This is a genomic window from Paractinoplanes abujensis (assembly GCF_014204895.1).
Taxonomy (GTDB): Bacteria; Actinomycetota; Actinomycetes; order Mycobacteriales; family Micromonosporaceae; genus Actinoplanes; species Actinoplanes abujensis.
This window is the reverse complement of sequence record NZ_JACHMF010000001.1, coordinates 188,302-206,125: the sequence shown is the minus strand read 5'-3', so window position 1 is coordinate 206,125 and position 17,824 is coordinate 188,302. Positions and strand designations below refer to the sequence as shown.

8 protein-coding genes and 1 pseudogene are annotated in these 17,824 nt (G+C 73.4%); 2 read left to right on the top strand and 7 right to left on the bottom strand.

The genetic code is table 11. The features are described 5' to 3' along the window. Positions 1–47 precede the first annotated feature (47 nt). Positions 48–2,762 (top strand): ATP-binding protein, encoded by a 2,715-nt coding sequence (locus BKA14_RS44840; protein ID WP_184949001.1) that lies wholly within the window; start codon positions 48–50, stop codon positions 2,760–2,762. Between the two features lie 172 nt (positions 2,763–2,934). On the opposite strand, the gene BKA14_RS00650 is transcribed toward BKA14_RS44840, so the two are convergent. After that, positions 2,935–3,696, bottom strand: coding sequence for a thioesterase II family protein (locus tag BKA14_RS00650; RefSeq protein ID WP_184949000.1), 762 nt, complete (start codon positions 3,694–3,696; stop codon positions 2,935–2,937). Between the two features lie 5 nt (positions 3,697–3,701). Beyond that, positions 3,702–3,896 carry a hypothetical protein gene (locus BKA14_RS00645; protein ID WP_184948999.1) on the bottom strand — a complete coding sequence of 65 codons (195 nt, stop codon included), beginning with the start codon at positions 3,894–3,896 and terminating at the stop codon, positions 3,702–3,704. 171 nt (positions 3,897–4,067) lie between these two features. Between BKA14_RS00645 and BKA14_RS00640 the strand changes: the two genes are divergently transcribed. Further along, positions 4,068–4,706 carry a response regulator gene (locus BKA14_RS00640; protein WP_184948998.1) on the top strand — a complete coding sequence of 213 codons (639 nt, stop codon included), beginning with the start codon at positions 4,068–4,070 and terminating at the stop codon, positions 4,704–4,706. 7 nt (positions 4,707–4,713) lie between these two features. Here BKA14_RS00640 and BKA14_RS00635 read toward each other — a convergent pair whose 3' ends face one another. From BKA14_RS00635 to BKA14_RS43050, 5 genes and pseudogenes are all read right to left on the bottom strand, one after another. Further along, on the bottom strand, positions 4,714–5,787 hold the full coding sequence (locus BKA14_RS00635; protein WP_184948997.1) for an HAD-IIIC family phosphatase: 1,074 nt from the start codon (positions 5,785–5,787) through the stop codon (positions 4,714–4,716). A gap of 9 nt (positions 5,788–5,796) precedes the next feature. After that, positions 5,797–6,915: an acyl-CoA dehydrogenase family protein gene (locus BKA14_RS00630; RefSeq protein WP_184948996.1), complete on the bottom strand. Its 1,119-nt coding sequence runs from the start codon at positions 6,913–6,915 to the stop codon at positions 5,797–5,799. Beyond that, entirely contained in the window at positions 6,912–7,172 is a 261-nt protein-coding gene (locus tag BKA14_RS00625) for an acyl carrier protein (protein WP_184948995.1), read from the bottom strand. Before BKA14_RS00625 ends, BKA14_RS00630 begins: the two co-directional genes overlap by 4 nt. Further along, positions 7,172–8,059 carry a 3-hydroxyacyl-CoA dehydrogenase family protein gene (locus BKA14_RS00620; RefSeq protein WP_184948994.1) on the bottom strand — a complete coding sequence of 296 codons (888 nt, stop codon included), beginning with the start codon at positions 8,057–8,059 and terminating at the stop codon, positions 7,172–7,174. The genes BKA14_RS00625 and BKA14_RS00620 overlap by 1 nt, the downstream gene beginning before the upstream one ends. Further along, positions 8,052–17,765: pseudogene (locus BKA14_RS43050) on the bottom strand (SDR family NAD(P)-dependent oxidoreductase); the annotation flags it as partial. The gene BKA14_RS00620 and the pseudogene BKA14_RS43050, both read right to left, overlap by 8 nt. Between the last annotated feature and the right edge of the window lie 59 nt (positions 17,766–17,824).

The following is a 17,824-nucleotide window of genomic DNA, read 5'->3' as shown; positions in this document are numbered from 1 at the left end:
CAAGTGTCATGCCGCATAGTGGTAGGCCGAGGATGGGATTGCCGCTGTTGGAACGCGTTGGGTTTGTCGTCGATGCCGCGCTGCTCGAACGGTTGGCACACTGGGGTGGCAACGTGTCGGCGCTGCACCGGGAGATGGTGGCGAACGCCGGCGGCGCACGTGTGCCCAGCCTGGCGACACTGCACCGGGCCGTGGCGCAGGCGCTCGCGGCGTCGCTTGCCCGCGAAGGCGGTCCGGAACTCCCCGATCCCGGGGCGGCGATGACGATGGACGAGCTGACCGAACGGCTCTCCGCGCTCAAGGCCTGGGCCGGCGACCCCTCGTACGCGCGGATCACGTCCCTGGTCAACGCCGCGTGGCGCCGAGCCGGGCGGCCGAGAAGCGAACTGGTCGGCCGCACCACTGTCGGCGACTGCTTCCGGCCCGGCCGCCGCCGGCTCAGCGCGGAGCTGGTCACGGCGATCGTCCAGGTGCTGCACCCCGACCCGGGCTACCTGGCGCAATGGCAGCAGGCCCTGCAATCCGTCGCGGGCCAGCGGTGGGCGGCCGCCCAGGTCCGGGTGCACGGCACTCTGCCACCGGCGCTGGCGCTGTTCACCGGCCGTACGGCGGAACTGCGCGACCTGCGGGAGACGCTCACCGCGGACGGGCCGGTCGTGGTGGCCGCGATCCAGGGCATGGCCGGGGTCGGCAAGACCCAATTGGCCGTACGGGCGGCGCACCAGCTCCCGTACGACCGGACGCTGTTCGTCAGCCTGCGCGGGTTCGACCCCGACCCGGCTCACCCGCCCGCCGACCCGGTCGCGGTGCTCGACGGCTTCCTGCGGCAGCTCGGCGTCCCCGGCTCCAACGTCCCGCACGACCTCGCGGCCGGCCGGCGGCTCTACAACGAGCGGCTTTCCGGGACCCGTACGCTCGTCGTGCTGGACAACGCCGCCGACGCCGAACAGGTGCGGCCGTTGCTGCCGGCCACGCCCGGCTGCGCGGCCCTCGTCACCAGCCGGCGCAGCCTCGACGCGCTCGACCCGGCCGTCTCGCTGAGGCTGGACGTGTTCGGCGAGCCCGAGGCGCTGCGGTTCCTGACCGACGAGGTGGGTGCGGCGGCCGTCCGCGACGACCCGGGCGCCGCGGCCCGCATCACCGCACTCTGCGGCCGCCTGCCGCTCGCCCTGGGCCTGGTCGCGGCGCAGGTGCGGGCCAGACCGGGCTGGTCGCTGACCGACCACGCGGACCGCCTCGACGAGCGCCGCCGCACCGGCCGGCTGGACGACGGGGTGGCCCTCGCCCTCGACCGGTCCTACCAGGACCTGGACGCCGAGCGGCAGCGCCTGCTCCGGCTGGTGGCGCTGCACCCGGCGGACGACTTCGACTCGTACGCGGCGGCCGCACTGACCGGCGGCGACCTGGAAGCGGTCCGTACCGGGCTGCGACAGCTGCACCAGGACCACCTGGTCACGCTCGCGGGCGACGACCGTTACACCATGCACGACCTGATCCGCTTGCACGCGGCCGAACGCGCTCACGAGCAGGAACGCCCCGCCGCCCGCCGGGCCGCCCTGACCGGTCTGCTCGACCACTACCTGGCCGGCGCCGTGACCGCCATGAAGGTCCTCTACCCCACGGGCGCCGAACGCCGGCCCGCGGCCCCGCCGGCAACCACGCCCGTACGGGATCTGACCGGCCCGGACGCCGCCTCGGCGTGGCTGAGCGCCGAGCATTCCACGCTGCTGACCGTGGCCGCGTTCGCCGCGGACCACGGGTGGCCGGCCCACACCACCCGCCTCGCGGAAGTGCTGTTCTCCTACCTGCTCTACACGAGCTATCGCGACCTGCTGGCCGTCAACGACCGGGCGGCCGCGGCGGCCCGGACGCTCGGCGACGCCCGGGCCGAAGCCAAAGCCCTGTCCGCGCAGGGTGTCGCCTGCACCAACCTGGGCCGGCCGGAGCGGGCCGCCGACCGGCTCGAACGGTCGGCCGAGCTGTTCCGGAGCATCAGCGACGTCCGCGGGCAGGCCCACGCCCTGATGAACCTGGCCAACCTCGACTTCTACCACCGCGGGCCCGCCGCGGCCAAGGTGCACTACGAGAAGGCGTACGCCCTCTACCTCGAGGCCGACGACCGGATCGGTGAAGGCCGGTCGCTGCACAATCTGGGCTACAACGAAGGAACGCTGGGCAACTTCGACGAGGCGGTCGACTACCTGACCCGGGCGCTCGCGATCCACCGGGAACTGGCCGACCTCGACAGCGCGGCCAAGGCCCTGAGCAACATGGCCGACATCGAGACCCGCTGCGGCCGGCTGGACGAGGCTCGCGAACACGCCCGGGAGGCGCTGGACCTGAGCCGCCGGCTCGGCAACCGCAACTTCGAGGCGGACGCCCTGGACGCCCTGGGCCGGGTCCACACCCGGCTCGGCGACCCGCAGCAGGCCATCGACTTCCACGAACAGGCCCTGACCATCAAACGCGAGGTCGGCGACCGGATCTCCGAGGCCGACATCCTCAACGGGCTCGGCGAGGCCTCGTTGGCCGCCGGCCGGCTGGAATCATCGATCGCCCATTTCGAGGCGGCTCTGGCCGTCACCGGCGAGCACGGCCTGGCCGAGCAGCGGGCCCGGGCCTACACAGGCCTCGGCCACACTCTCGACCGGCGGGGCGACCCGGCCGCCGCCCGCGCGTCCTTCGAGCGTGCGTTACACCTCTACACCGAACACGACATGCACGAGGCCGAGGCCCTGCGCGCTTTGCTGGCCGACCGGTAGAGCGGAACAGACGGCCCAACGACGACGGCCCAGCGCCATCGCTCCCCCGTTCGACCACCCGTTACCGCTCGTCCCGCTAGATGCTGGCGGCCCGGGCCGGCGGAGCGACGAAACCCGACCAAGTCCGACCGTTTCTCACCAGCGGCCGGAGCCGGTCTCCGGGTCCCGGCGGTTACCGGGCCGGCGCGCTGAAGGCGGTGATGGCGTCGTGTATCGCTGCCGCCACCTCGGCCCACTGAGTGGTCAGGTAGAAGTGACCGCCCGGGAAGGTGCGCAGGTCGAACCCGCCGGTGGTGTGCCGGTCCCAGGCGCGGACGTGATCGAGGGCCGCCCGCGGGTCGCTGTCGCCGGTCAGGGCGGTGATCGGGCAGGTCAGTCCGGCTCCGGGGCGATGCTGGTAGGTCTCGATCGCGCGGTAGTCGGCCCGCAGCGCCGGGAGGATCATCTGCACCACCTCCTCGTCGTCGAGCAGGGCGGCCGCGGTGCCGCTGAGCTGGCGTACCTCGGCCAGCAAAGCCCGGTCGCCGCGGAGGTGCACGGTCTCCTCAAGCCGCACCGACGGGGCGCGGCGACCCGAGACGATCACGCCCAGCGGGCGGGCGCCGTCGCTCTCCAGCCGGCGCGCCACCTCGTACGCGAGAACGGCGCCCATGCTGTGGCCGAAGAGGATCAGCGGCGAGCCGGCCGGGGAGGCGAGCTCGGCGTGGATCCGGTCGGCCATCTCGCCGAGATCGGTGAACGGCTTCTCGGTGCGCCGTTCCTGCCGTCCGGGATATTGCACCGCGAGCACCTCGGCCCCGGCCGTCTTGACCGCGAGCGGGTGGTAGAACGACGCCGAGCCACCGGCGTGCGGGAAGCACACCAGCCGCGGGCCACCGGCCCGGGTGACGCCGAACGGCTGAATCCACTGGCCGGTGCGGGGAGCCCGCGACATGCCGGTCACTCGACTTCCTGCGAGCGTGTGCCCCAGGCGAATCCGGCCGACACTTCCGTGCTGTGCCGGCGGAACTCACCGATGAGCGTGAACACGTCGTCGCCGGTGCCGCAGCTGAACTCCAGCCGCCCGCCGAGATCGGCCATGTCGCCCAGCTTCCCGTCCTCGGAAAGCCCGGTCAGGCCACCGAGTAGAGTCACTTTCACAGTTTCCACGCCTCAGCCTCTCTCGCACGTCCGATCGATCGTCCACTGTGTCGAAGCTCGATTCGACGCTATCGGCCGGTCCTGCGGCGGGCACCCCTTGCCTGCCCCTAAGACCGTGGCCGGCCCCGGTCCGGCCCGGCGCCCCTCGCGTATGGTGAGCGGGCCATGACTGACATCACGCTGCTGCTAGTCGATGACCATCCCGTCGTCCGTGACGGGTTGCGCGGCATGTTCGCCTCGGCTCCCGGTTTCACCGTCCTGGGCGAGGCGTCCAGCGGCGCCGAGGCCGTCGAGATGGTCTTCCGGATCGACCCCGACGTCGTCCTGATGGACCTGCGGATGCCCGGTGGCAACGGTGTCGACGCCATCGCCGAGCTGACCCGCCGCGGGGCGCGGGCCCGGGTCCTGGTGCTCACCACGTACGACACGGACACCGACACGTTCCCGGCGATCGAGGCCGGCGCCACCGGTTACCTGCTCAAGGACGCACCGCGGGAGGAACTGCTGGACGCCGTGCGCGCCGCCGCCGAGGGGCGGACCGTGTTGTCCACGGCGGTCGCGTCGCGACTGTTCAACGCGGTCCGAGCCCCGGCCCCGGTGGACAAGACACTGTCCGGGCGCGAGCGTGAGGTGCTCACGCTGGTGGCCCGGGGCATGTCGAACCGGGAGATCGCGGCGCGGTTGTTCATCAGCGAGGCCACCGTGAAGACGCATCTGACTCACATCTACAGCAATCTGGGCGTCAGGGACCGGGCGGCGGCGGTCGCCGCCGGCTACGACCGCGGGATCCTCGGCCGGCCCTGACCGCCCCTCACCGCCCGAGCCGGGGCGCGATGACGCGCATGGTGGTGGGCGCGGGCCGGGCCTCGGCGACCAGGTGCCGGAACTCGATGCCCGCGCGGTCGCCGCCGGCCGGCAGCACGGCGAGGCAGTCGCAGGTGTCGCCGGTGAAACCGGCGAACCGGTAGGCGATCTCCATCATCCGGTTGCGGTCGGTCTGCCGGAAGTCCGCGGCCACGTGCACGCCGGCCCTGGCGGCCGCGTCGATCAGCCAGTTGAGCAGGACGGAGCCCGCACCGAAGGAGACCACGCGGCACGAGGTGGCCAGCAGCTTCAGGTGCCAGACCCGCTCGTGACAGTTGAGCAGCAGCACCCCGACCGCGCCGTGCGGCCCCAGCCGGTCGGTGAGGGTGACGGTGAGCACCTCGTGGGCCGGGTCGGCGAGCAGGGCGCGCAGGTCGGCGTCGGAGTAGTGCACGCCGGTCGCGTTCATCTGGCTGGTGCGCAGCGTGAGTTCCTCGACCCGGGTCAGGTCGTTCTCGTCGGCCCGCTTGATCTCCATGACGAGTTCCAGTGACCGCAGGAACTCCTCGTCCGGGCCGGAGAAGCTCTCGCGTTCGGCGGTGCGCCGGAAGCCGGCCTGATACATCTCCCGGCGGCGCCGGGCGTCGCTGGTGACAGCCGGGCTGAACTCGGGCCGGCCGGCCAGCGCGAGCACCTCGGCGGCGTCGTAGCAGCGGACCTCCGGGTGGTGGTAGGCGACCTCGGCGCGTTCGGCGGGCTGGTCGTCGATGAAGGCGATCGCCGACAGCGCGAAGTTCAGCTGGTCCGCGATCTCCTTCACGGACTGGGACTTCGCGTGCCAGCCGATCTGCGGGAGCACGAAGTAGTCGGCGACGCCGAGGGCGGTCAGCCGCTGCCAGGCGTGGTCGTGGTCGTTCTTGCTGGCCACTGACTGCAGGATGCCGCGGTCGTCGAGTTCGACGATGAGGCGGTGGATCTCGGGCGGCAGGACCACCTCGCCGTCCTCCAGCAGCGTGCCTTGCCACAGGGTGTTGTCGAGGTCCCACACCAGGCATTTGACGACGGCGGGCGCATCGGACACGGTCGCTCCTTAGGGCGTGACGATGGTGTCGAGGGCGTGCCGGGCCAGGATCAGCTGCGAGATCTCAGTGCTTCCCTCGATAAGTTCCATGGCTTTGGCGTCGCGGTAGGCGCGGGCCACCACGTGGGAGTCGGTGAAGCCGCGGGAGGCGAGCACTTGGACGGCCGTCGCGGCGCCACGGGCGGCATGGGTCGCGGCGACCTGCTTGGCCAGCACGGCCGCCACGCCCGCGTCGGCCGCACCCCGGCTCCACTGGTCCGCGGCGTGCCGGCAGACCTGGGTGACGATCCGTTCGGCGGTGTAGAGCTCGGCGAGATGCCGGGCGACGAGTTGATGCCCGGCGATCGCGGTGCCGCCCTGCTGCCGCGAGCGGGCGTCGGCGGTGGCGGCGGCCAGGCAGGCCCGCAGAATGCCGGCACAGCCCCAGGCGACCGACATCCGGCCGTACGACAGGGCGGCGGTGAACAGCAGCGACAGGGGCTGCCCGCCGCCACCGAGGACCGCGCCGGCGGGCACCCGCACGTCGTCCAGGACGACCCGGCAGTGGGTGGCCGCGCGGCAGCCCAGCGGGTCCCGTACGGGTTCGATCAGCACGCCCGGCGCGCCGGCCGGGACCATCGCGGCCGCTCCGGAAAGACCGTCGCCGTACCGCCCGAAGACCAGGACATGATCCGCGTACGCGGCCCCGGTGATCCACGTCTTCTCGCCCGAGACGAGGACGTCGCCGCTGCCGTCGCCGGTCCGGCGCAGCCGGGTGGACATGCCGCTGAGGTCGGATCCCGCGCCCGGCTCGCTGAACGCGACGCAGGCCAGGTCGCCGCCGGTCAGCCGGGCGAGGTAGTGGCGGCGCTGCTCGCGGTCGCCGAACCGGAGCACGGTGGCGGCGGCCATCCCCTGCACCGTCATGATGCTGCGCAGCGAGCTGCACAACGCGCCGACGTGGGCGGTCAGCTCGCCGTTGGCCAGGCCGTCGGCGCCCGGCCCACCGAACCGGGCCGGCACCTCGGCGGCCAGCACACCCATCTCGCCGAGCTTGCGCAGCAGATCCACCGGGATGCGACCGGCGGCGTCCCAGGCGGCCGGGCCGTCGCCGACGAGCGCGTCGATCACGGCCGTGTCCGCGGTCATACGCCCGGCCCGCCGGCGCCGTCCGCCCGCAGCCGCTGCACCATCGCGGACATGGCCCGTACGCTGCTGAAATTCTCGCGCGCGAGGTCGGGGCCGATGATCTCGACGTCGTACTCGTCCTCGAGGTGGACCACCAGCTGCAGGGCGAACATCGAGGAGATGACGCCGCTGGCGAAAAGGTCCTGATCGGCGGCGGGTTCACAGCCGGTGCGCTCGGCGAGGTAGGCGGTCAACTCCTTCTCGACGGTCTCGGTCATCAGATACGCCCTTCCGTGGCGGATTGGTAGTCGTAGAACCCACGGCCGGTCTTGCTGCCGTGATGCCCGTCGCGGACCTTCTGCAGCATCAGGTCGCAGGGTTCGCACTCCGGGTCACCGGTGCGTTCGTGGAGCACCCGCAGCGAGTCGACGAGGTTGTCGATACCGATCAGGTCGGCCGTGCGCAGCGGCCCGGTGGTGTGGCCGAGGCAACCCTCGAGCAGGCCGTCCACGGTCTCCGCGGAGGCCACCCCGTCCTGCACGAGCATCGCCGCGCGGTTGATCAGCGGATGCAGCAACCGGTTGATGACGAAACCGGGAGCGTCGTTGACGACCAGCGCCTCCCGGTTCAGGGCGCCGAGCAGGCGGCCGACGGCGGTCATCGTGGCGTCGCCGGTGGCGGATCCACGGATCACCTCGACCATCCGGATCAAGTAGGAGGGGTTCATGAAATGCACCCCGACCAGGTCCTCGCCCCGGACGACCCAGGCGGCCATCTCGTCGACCGGGACGCAGGACGTGTTGGAGATCAGCAGGGTGCCGGGCGCCACAGTGGCCGAGACCTCGGCCAGCACCTTGCGTTTGACCTCGGCGATCTCGACGACGGCCTCGATGACGGTGGTGGCGCCGGCCACGTCGGACAGCGACGTGGTGGTGGTCAGGGCGCCGTGCGGACGGCCCGCGGGCAACGCGTCGAGCAGCTGGGCGTGTTTGAGCTTGTGCCGGATCGTACGGCGGGCCGCGGTCAGGGTCTCGTCGTCGACGTCGACGAGCGTGACGTCCAGGCCGTGCCCGAGGGCGAGGACGGCGATGTTGGTGCCCATCACGCCGGCGCCGACGACGGCGAGACGGTGCACGGTGGCCTGCTCGGTCGGTATGTCAGTCATCGTCCCCGTCCTCGGTGGGCGTGAAGTGGGTGGCCAGCCAGGTCTCGACTACCTGGGCGGTGGTGCCGGCCTCGGAGCCGATCATCGAGAAGTGGTCGCCCGGCACGGCGGCCGCGGTGATGTCGTCGGCGAGGGCCCACGGCGTCCCGGCGTGCCCGGCGTGCCGGACCACCAGGGTCGGCAGCGCCGCGACGGGCGGCAGGTGGCCACGCCAGTCGAAGGAGTAGTAGTGCGCGAACGCGGTCAGCCAGTCGTCGCTGCCGACACCGGTGTCATGGTCGTTGTTGGCCAGCACCGCCGCCGGAAGGCCGGCGAGCAGGTCGTCGGGCACCCCCGCCTGCTCCGGGACGAACGTGTCCAGCAGCACCAGACCCGCCGGCGGGCGGCCGCGGGCAGCCAGACGGGCGGCCAGCGCGTGCGCGGTCAGCCCGCCGGACGAGTAGCCGACCAGCACGAACGGCTTCCCGGCGGTGTCCCCGACGGTGTCGGCGTAAAGGTCCAGCAGGGCGTCCGGACCGGCCGCGAGGGGTTCGCCCGGGCGGTAGCCGGGGACCGTGGCGGCGATGATCCGCCGGTCGCCGCGGAAGGCGTGGGCCAGCCGCGCGAACTCCTGGGCATCGGCGGTGGCCCCGAACGACGGCAGGCAGATCAGCGCCGGACCGGCCGTGCCGCGGGTCAGCGGGACCAGGGCCGGAACGGTGACCAGCTGGGCCGGATCGGTGAAGGACTCGCGGAACGCGGCCAGACTGGTGATCATCCGCATCACGTCGGCGCCCCGGCCGGTCCGGTGGGCTCGCAGATACAGCGGGGTCAACGAGTCCATTACCGGGGCGGTATCGGCCGGCCCGTCGAGGGCGAAGCGCCGGGCCGGCCGGTCCTCGCCCCCGGTGTCCGCGGCGAGCCGTTCGCGCAGATGCGCGGCCGTCTCCAGCGGGGTCGGGTGCTGGAACACCAGCGGCCCGGTCAGGTGCAGGCCGGTGACGCGGGCGAGCCGGTTGCGGACCTCCACGGCGGACAGTGAGTTGAAGCCCTGCTCGAGGAACGTGACGTCGGGCTGGACCGCCTCCGGGCCCGGGTGGCCGAGGACCGCCGCGGCGTGCTCGCGGACCACCTCGAGCAGGACAGCCTCCTGCTCGAAGGTGGACGGCGCCGCGGCCAGCCGGCCCCGCAACGCGGTGGTCTCCGGGCTGGTGTAGGCGGAGCCGGGCTCGGTGTCGGTCTGCTGGGCGCGGACGGCCTCGGGGAGGCTGGACAGAAGCGGGCTCGGACGATGCAACGTATACGTCGCAACAAACCGCTCCCAATCGACATCCGCCACCACCAACCGATCCTGACCCTCATCCAACACCACCGCCAACCCCTCAATACCCCGCTCCGGCGACATCGGACGCACCCCGAAACCAGCCACCCAATCACCACCATCACCGGCACCCATCCCACCGCCACCCCACAAACCCCACGCCACCGACGACCCCACCAAACCCGCACCACGACGCCGCGCCACCAACGCCTCCAACCCCGCATTCGCCGCCGCATAACCCCCCAGCAACCCAGAACCCCACACCGCCGCACCCGACGAGAACACGACAAACGCATCCAGCTCCAGGCCCCGCTCCACCGTCAGCTCGTGCAAATTCACCGCCCCGGCAACCTTCACCGACGAAGCCTCGGCCAGTCCTTGCGCCGTCAACTCCATCAGCGGCGCCCCGTGGTCGACCCCGGCCGAATGGACCACCGCCGAAACGCCGCCGGCCCAGTCCAACAGGGCGCCGACCGGCTCCCGCTCCGAGACGTCACACGACACCACCTCCACCGCGGTGCCCAGGGCGGCAACCGACGCCGCCAGACCCGCCACCCCGGCCGCCCCCGGGCCCGACCGCGACACCAGCACCACCCGCTGCGCCCCACGCTCGGCGAACAGCCGCGCCGTGCAGCCACCGATCAGTCCCGTGCCACCCGTCACCAGGACCGCGCCGGACGGTACGAACTTTTTCGCCGCCGGACCCGCCGTCCGGTCCGCGCGCACCAGGCGCCGGCCGAAGACCCCCGACTCCCGCAGCGCCACCTGGTCCTCGGCGACGGCACCGGACAAGACCGCGATCAGCCCGTCGGGCAGCACCGCACAATCCGCCGGCACGTCCACCAGGCCGCCCCACACGCCCGGCAGCTCCAGGCCCGCCACCTGGCCCAGACCCCATACCTGCGCTCCGGCGACACTCGGCACCTCGTCCGGGCCGACCGCGACGGCGCCGCGCGTCATCACCCACACCGGAACGTCCACCACCGCCTGCACCAGTTCCGCGACGCTCAGAACACCCGCCGGGACCGTCGGACAGTCCGGCACCGGGCCCTCGTCGAGCCCCAGCAGCGACACCACCCCGGAGACCCCGCTCACCACCCCCGCCAGCTGTCCCGGATCCGTCGCCGTCACCTCGGCCACGCGGACCTCGACGCCCGCACTCGCCAACACGCGGGCCACCTCAGGCGCCAGCCCCGCGCCCGCCGACGACGTCAGCACCAGCCACACGCCCTTGAGGCCCGGCAGGTCCGGCGGCGCCGTCACGGGCTCCCACTCCACTCGATAACGCCACCCCTCGACGCCCGCCTCGGCCCGGGGCGTCTCCGGATACACCGGCCAGAAACGGCGGTGCTGGAACGCGTACGTCGGCAGGGTGACCGGGCCCGCGGGCACGGCCGGCAGCACGCCGGCCCAGTCCACCGGCAGGCCGCCGGCCCACGCCGCGCCCAGTGACCGCAGCAGCCGGTCCGCGCCGCCGTCGTCGCGGCGCAGCGTGTCGATCAGCACCGGGTCGGGCAGGTCGGCCCGCGGCGCCAGCACCTCCTCGACGGCGGTCAGCAGCACCGGGTGGGCCGACACCTCGACGAAGCTGCGATGCCCGGCGGCGGCCAGCGCCTCGACCGCCTCGCTGAACCGCACGCCGTGCCGCACGTTGGCGTACCAGTAGTCCGGGCCGAGCTCGGTGCCGTCGATCAGACGGGCCTCGACGGTGGAGAAGAAGGCGACCGAACCGGGCTGCGGGCGGATACCGGTCAGGGCTGCGGGCAGCGGACCGGCCAGCGGCTCGCACAGTTGCGAATGGGCGACGAAACCGTTCGCCGGTACCCGCCAGCGCATCACCCGGCGCACCCGCAGTTCCCGCTCGAACTCCAGCAGTGCGCCCGGCTCGCCGGACACCACTGTGGCCCGCGGGGAGTTCCGCGCCGCCACGGCGAGCCGGCCGCCCCAGCGGACCAGCAGCCGCTCGACCTCGTCCGGCGGGAGCACGACGGACACCATGCCACCGTCGACGTCGAGACCGGCCAGCATCCGGGCCCGGACCGCGACGACCCGCGCCGCGTCGTCCCGGGACAGGATGCCGGCGACGGTCGCCGCCGCCACCTCGCCCTGTGAATGGCCGATCACCACGTCGGGGCGCACACCGGCGGCCCGCCACACCTCGGCCAGCGCCACCATCACGGCCCACAGCATCGGCTGCAGGACGACGGTGTCCTCGACCGAGGGCGCGCCGGGGTCCTGCCGCAGGACGGCATCCGGGTCCCAGTCGATGTGCGGAGCGAGGGCGGCCGTGCAGCGCGTGAACTCGGCCGCGAACACCGGCGACTCGCTCAGCAGCTGCCGGCCCATCCCGGCCCACTGCGAGCCCTGGCCGGGGAAGACGAACACGGTGCGGCCGGGCCCGCCGGCCGGGACCGCGCCGACGGCGACCGCGTTGTCCGGGCGGCCCTCGGCGACGGCGGCGAGCCGGTCGGCGAACGCGGCGGGGGTGGCGCCGACCACCACGGCGCGGTGCCGGAACTGGCTGCGGCCGGTGGCCAGGGCACGGGCGACGGCCATCGGGTCGCCGGCCTGCTCGCCGTGCGCGACCGGGATCATCCGCCCGGCCTGGGCGGCCAGCGCCTCGGGGACCCGCGCGGACAGCGGCCAGGCGGTCACGTCCAGGCCGGCGGTCAGCAGCGCCGGACCCTCGCCCGGTGCGGCGACGGCGGGCGGCTCGCCGGGCGGTTCCTCGATGATGACGTGGGCGTTGGTGCCACTGATGCCGAAACCGGAGATGCCCGCACGGCGCGGCCCGTGCTCGGTGGCGGGCCACGGCCGGGCCTCGGTCAGCAGCCGGACCTGACCGGACTCCCAGTCGATCTCGGTGGAGGGCTGATCGGCGTGCAGGGTCCGCGGCATCATGCCGTGCCGCATGGCCAGCACCATCTTCATGATCCCGGCGACACCGGCCGCACCCTGCGCGTGGCCGATGTTCGACTTGATCGACCCGAGCCAGAGCGGCCGGTCGGCGGGGCGCTGCCGGCCGTACGTGGCGAGCAGCGCGCCCGCCTCGATCGGATCGCCCAGGACGGTGCCGGTGCCGTGCGCCTCGACCACGTCGACCTGGTCCGGCCGCAGCCCACCGGCGGCGAGCGCGTCGCGGATGACCCGCTGCTGGGAGCGGCCGCTGGGGGCGGTGAAGCCGTTGGACGCGCCGTCCTGGTTGACCGCGGCGCTGCGCACCACGGCGAGGACCGGGTGTCCCCGTCGGCGGGCGTCGGAGAGTCGTTCCACGGCGAGGATGCCGGCGCCCTCGCCCATGCCCATGCCGTCGGCGGAGGCGGAGAACGCCTTGCTGCGCCCGTTCTCGGCCAGACCGAGTGCCGAGCCGAACGCGAACGCGCCCGGGGCGGCCATCACCGTGACCCCGCCGGCCAACGCGAGGTCGCACTCGCCCGCGCGCAACGCCTGGCAGGCCAGGTGCAGGGCGGCCAGTGAGGCGGAGCAGGCCGTGTCGATGGTGAGCGAGGGCCCTTCCAGGCCGAGCACGTACGAGACGCGGCCGGACAGCACCGCGCCACCGTCGCTGACCGGGGTGGCCAGGTCGACGCCGTCGACGCTGCCGATGAGCGCCTGGCTGTACATCTGCATCCAGCCGCCGACGAACACGCCGGTGCGGGAGCCGCGCAGGGTGGTCGGGTCGATGCCGGCGCGCTCCAGCGCCTCCCAGGAGGTCTCCAGCAGCAGCCGTTGCTGGGGGTCCATGGCCATGGCCTCCTTGGGCCCGATGCCGAAGAAGGGCGCGTCGAAATCGGCGGCCTCCTGCAGGAAGCCGCCCTCCTGGCCGAATGTGGTCTGCAGGTCCCAGCCCCGGTAGCCGGGGTAGGCGTTGATGGCGTCGGTGCCGTCGGCGAGCAGCTGCCAAAGGCGCTCGGGGGTGTCGGCGCCGCCCGGGAAGCGGCAGCCCATGCCGACGATGACGATCGGATCGTCGAGGCCGGCGGCGGGTGACACCGCACGGCCGTCGCCGGCCGCTTCGGTGCCGGCGCCGCCGAACAGGGCGCCGTGCAGCATCTCGGTCAGCTGCGCGACGGACGGGTGGTCGAAGACCAGAGTGGACGGCAGTCGCAGCGCGGTCGCCTCGCTGAGCCGGTCGCGCAACGCCACCGCCATGACGGAGTCGAAACCCATGTCGCGGAACGCCTGGTGCGGGTCGACCTCTTCGACGTCGGCGTGGCCGAGCGTGGCGGCCGCCTCGGCGCGCACCGCGGCTTCGAGCGCCTGGCGGCGGTCGGCCGGCGGCAGCGCGGTCAGGCGGCGGACCAGTGCGGTGCTGTCCGCGACGGCCGGGGTGCCGGACTCGGTGTCGGCCTGCCGGACCCGGACGACCTCGGGGAGGCTGGACAGAAGCGGGCTCGGACGATGCAACGTATACGTCGCAACAAACCGCTCCCAATCGACATCCGCCACCACCAACCGATCCTGACCCTCATCCAACACCACCGCCAACCCCTCAATACCCCGCTCCGGCGACATCGGACGCACCCCGAAACCAGCCACCCAATCACCACCATCACCGGCACCCATCCCACCGCCACCCCACAAACCCCACGCCACCGACGACCCCACCAAACCCGCACCACGACGCCGCGCCACCAACGCCTCCAACCCCGCATTCGCCGCCGCATAACCCCCCAGCAACCCAGAACCCCACACCGCCGCACCCGACGAGAACACGACAAACGCATCCAGCTCCAGGCCCCGCTCCACCGTCAGCTCGTGCAAATTCACCGCCCCGGCAACCTTCACCGACGAAGCCTCGGCCAGTCCTTGCGCCGTCAACTCCATCAGCGGCGCCCCGTGGTCGACCCCGGCCGAATGGACCACCGCCGAAACGCCGCCGGCCCAGTCCAACAGGGCGCCGACCGGCTCCCGCTCCGAGACGTCACACGACACCACCTCCACCGCGGTGCCCAGGGCGGCAACCGACGCCGCCAGACCCGCCACCCCGGCCGCCCCCGGGCCCGACCGCGACACCAGCACCACCCGCTGCGCCCCACGCTCGGCGAACAGCCGCGCCGTGCAGCCACCGATCAGTCCCGTGCCACCCGTCACCAGGACCGCGCCGGACGGTACGAACTTTTTCGCCGCCGGACCCGCCGTCCGGTCCGCGCGCACCAGGCGCCGGCCGAAGACCCCCGACTCCCGCAGCGCCACCTGGTCCTCGGCGACGGCACCGGACAAGACCGCGATCAGCCCGTCGGGCAGCACCGCACAATCCGCCGGCACGTCCACCAGGCCGCCCCACACACTCGGCAGCTCCAGGCCCGCCACCTGGCCCAGACCCCATACCTGCGCCCCCACCACGCCCGGCACCTCGTCCGGACCCACCGCGACGCCGCCCCGGGTCACGGCCCACACCGGAACGTCCAGCCCCGCGTCCACCACCGCCTGCACCAGCCCGGCCACTCCGGCCACGCCCACCGAGACCAACGGGCTGCCCGCCACGGGACCCTCGTCGAGCCCCAGCAGCGACACCACCCCGGAGACCCCGCTTACGACGCCCGCCAACACACCCCGGTCGACCGACTCCACCTCGGCCACGCGCACCTCAGCGCCCGCGGACGCCAGCACCCGGGCCACGTCGGAGGCCAGCCCCGCGCCCGCTGGTGACGTCACCACCAACCACACACCCGACAACGCCGGCACCCCGGCCGGCACCGTCACCGGTGCCCACTCCACCCGATAACGCCAGCCCTCGACGCCCATCTCCCTCTTGGGCGCCTCCGGGAACACCGGCCAGAAACGACGGCGCTGGAACGCGTACGTCGGCAGGTCCGCGACGGCGCCGGCGCCGAGCAACCCGGCCCAATCCACCGGGACACCCTGCACGTACGCCTCGGCGAACGAGGTCAGCAGGCGCAGCGCGCCGCCGTCCTCGCGGCGCAGCGAACCGACCGTGACAAGCCGCTGCGGCTGGTCGTCGAGCCCGGCGACGGCCGGTGTCAGGACCGGGTGTGGGGACACCTCGACGAATGTGCCGTGGCCGGAACCGGCCAGGACCCGCACGGCCCGGTCGAATTCGACGGTCCGGCGCAGACTCTCGTACCAGTATTCGGGGTCGAGCTCCGGCCCGGCGATGAGGTCGCCGCTCATCGCGGAGACCATCGCGATGCCGGCCGTCGTCGGGGTGATGCCGGCCAGGGCGGCGAGCACGTCGTCGCGCAGCTCGGCCACCTGCGGGCTGTGCGAGGCGTAGTCCACCGGAATCATCCGGGTCCGCACCGACTCGCCGTACGCGTTCTGCAGCGCTCGCAAAGCGTCAGGCTCGCCGGAGACCACGGTGGCGGACGGGCCGTTGACCGCGGCGATCGACAGCCGGTCGCCGTACGTGGTGAGCCGTGCCCGCACCGCGGCGGCCGGCTCGGCGACGGACAGCATCCCGCCCCGGCCGGCCAGGACCTTCAGGGCCCGGCTGCGCAGCGCGACGACCTTCGCCGCGTCCTGGAGCGTCAGGGCGCCGGCCACCGCGGCCGCCGCGATCTCGCCCTGCGAGTGGCCGACGACCGCGTCCGGCCGTACGCCGGCCGCCTGCCAGACCTCAGCCAGCGACACCATGACCGCCCACAGGGCCGGCTGCACCACGTCGGCGGCCTCGAAGCCGTGCCGCCCGGCCAGCACGTCGTCCAGTTCCCAGCCGACGTACGGGGCGAGCGCACGCGAACACTCGGCCAGCTTCGCCGCGAACACCGGGGAGTCCGCCGCCAGTTCCCGGCCCATGCCGACCCACTGCGAGCCCTGGCCCGGGAACACGAAGACCGTCTTGCCCTCACCGGGCACCTCGGATCCGGTCACCACGCCGGGTGCGGGCCGGCCGGTCGCGACCGCCGCCAGCCCGGCCAGCAGGCCGTCACGGCCGGCGCCGAGCACGACGGCCCGGTGCTCGAACGCGCTGCGGGTGGTGACCAGCGCCCGGGCCACGGCGGCAGGCTCCAGCCCGGGCTGCATCAACGCGTGCACCCGCAGCCGTTCGGCCTGGTCGGCCAGCGCGGCCGCGGACCGGCCGGTGACCGCGTACGGCATCACCTCGAGGTCCGGGCGCAGCACCGGCATCGGCTCGCCGTCGCCGGCCGCGGCGGGTTCCTCGGCCGGGGCCTCCTCGAGGATGAGGTGGGCGTTGGTGCCGCTGATCCCGAACGCGGACACGCCCGCGCGGCGCGGCTGATCGCCGGCGGGCCAGGCCACCGGCTCCTGCAGCAGGCTCACGTGACCGGTGGACCAGTCGACGTGCGGGGTGGGCTCGGCCGCGTGCAGGGTGGCCGGGAGCACGCCGTGCTGCATCGCGAGAACCATCTTGATGATGCCGGCCACGCCCGCCGCCTGCTGGGTGTGCCCGATGTTCGACTTGATCGACCCCAGCCGGAGCGGCCGGTCGGCCGGATGTCCCTGGCCGTACGTCGCCAGCAGCGCCTGCGCCTCGATCGGGTCGCCCAGCGTCGTGCCGGTGCCGTGCGCCTCGACCACGTCCACGTCGGCCGCGGTGAGCCGGGCGTTGGCCAGCGCGGCCCGGATCACCCGCCGCTGCGAGGGGCCGTTGGGCGCGGACAGGCCGTTGGACGCGCCGTCCTGGTTGTATGCCCCGCCGCGGATGACGGCCAGCACGCGGTGACCCTTGCGGCGGGCCTCGGAGAGCCGTTCGAGGACGAGCACGCCCACGCCCTCGGCGATGCCCATGCCGTCGGCGGACGCACCGAAGGCCTTGCATCGCCCGTCCGCGGCCAGCGCGTTCTGCGCCGAGAAGCCGACGAACTCGCCCGGGCCGACGATGACGGTCACCCCGCCCGCCAGCGCCATCGAGCACTCGCCGGAGCGCAGAGCCTGGGCCGCCAGGTGGACGGCCACGAGCGAGGACGAGCAGGCCGTGTCCACCGACACGGCCGGGCCGACCAGGCCCAGCGTGTACGAGACCCGGCCCGACAGCACGCTCATCGCCGTACCGGTGATCAGGTGTGCCTCGGAGCCGGAGATGTCGCCCTCGGCGGGATAACCGGACGGCGCGGCGCCCGCGAACACCCCGGTGTCCGAACCCTTGAGCGAGGCCGGGTCGATACCGGCCCGCTCGATCGCCTCCCACGAGGTCTCCAGCAGCAGGCGCTGCTGCGGATCCATGGCCAGCGCCTCCCGCGGGCTGATCCCGAAGAACCCGGCGTCGAATTCGGCCGCCCCGCTCATGAAGCCGGCCTGGGCCACGTCACTGGTGAAAACGGCCTCCGGGTCGGGGTCGAAGAGGGCGCCGAGGTCCCAGCCGCGGTCCGTGGGGAAGTCCCCGACCGCGTCCCCGCCGGCGGCGAGCAACTCCCACAGCGCCTCCGGGTCGCTGACCCCGCCCGGGAACCGGCACGCCATACCGACGATGGCGATCGGTTCCCGCTCCCGCTCCGTCACCTCGCGCAGCCGCGCCCGCGTCGTCCGGAGCTTCGCGGTGG

Coding starts and splice junctions, on each gene's coding strand:
- BKA14_RS00650 (WP_184949000.1), bottom strand. CDS start 3,696: ATGTCGCGGGCTCCCCGCACCGGCCAGTGGATTCAGCCGTTCGGCGTC.
- BKA14_RS00640 (WP_184948998.1), top strand. CDS start 4,068: ATGACTGACATCACGCTGCTGCTAGTCGATGACCATCCCGTCGTCCGT.
- BKA14_RS00630 (WP_184948996.1), bottom strand. CDS start 6,915: ATGACCGCGGACACGGCCGTGATCGACGCGCTCGTCGGCGACGGCCCG.
- BKA14_RS00625 (WP_184948995.1), bottom strand. CDS start 7,172: ATGACCGAGACCGTCGAGAAGGAGTTGACCGCCTACCTCGCCGAGCGC.
- BKA14_RS00620 (WP_184948994.1), bottom strand. CDS start 8,059: ATGACTGACATACCGACCGAGCAGGCCACCGTGCACCGTCTCGCCGTC.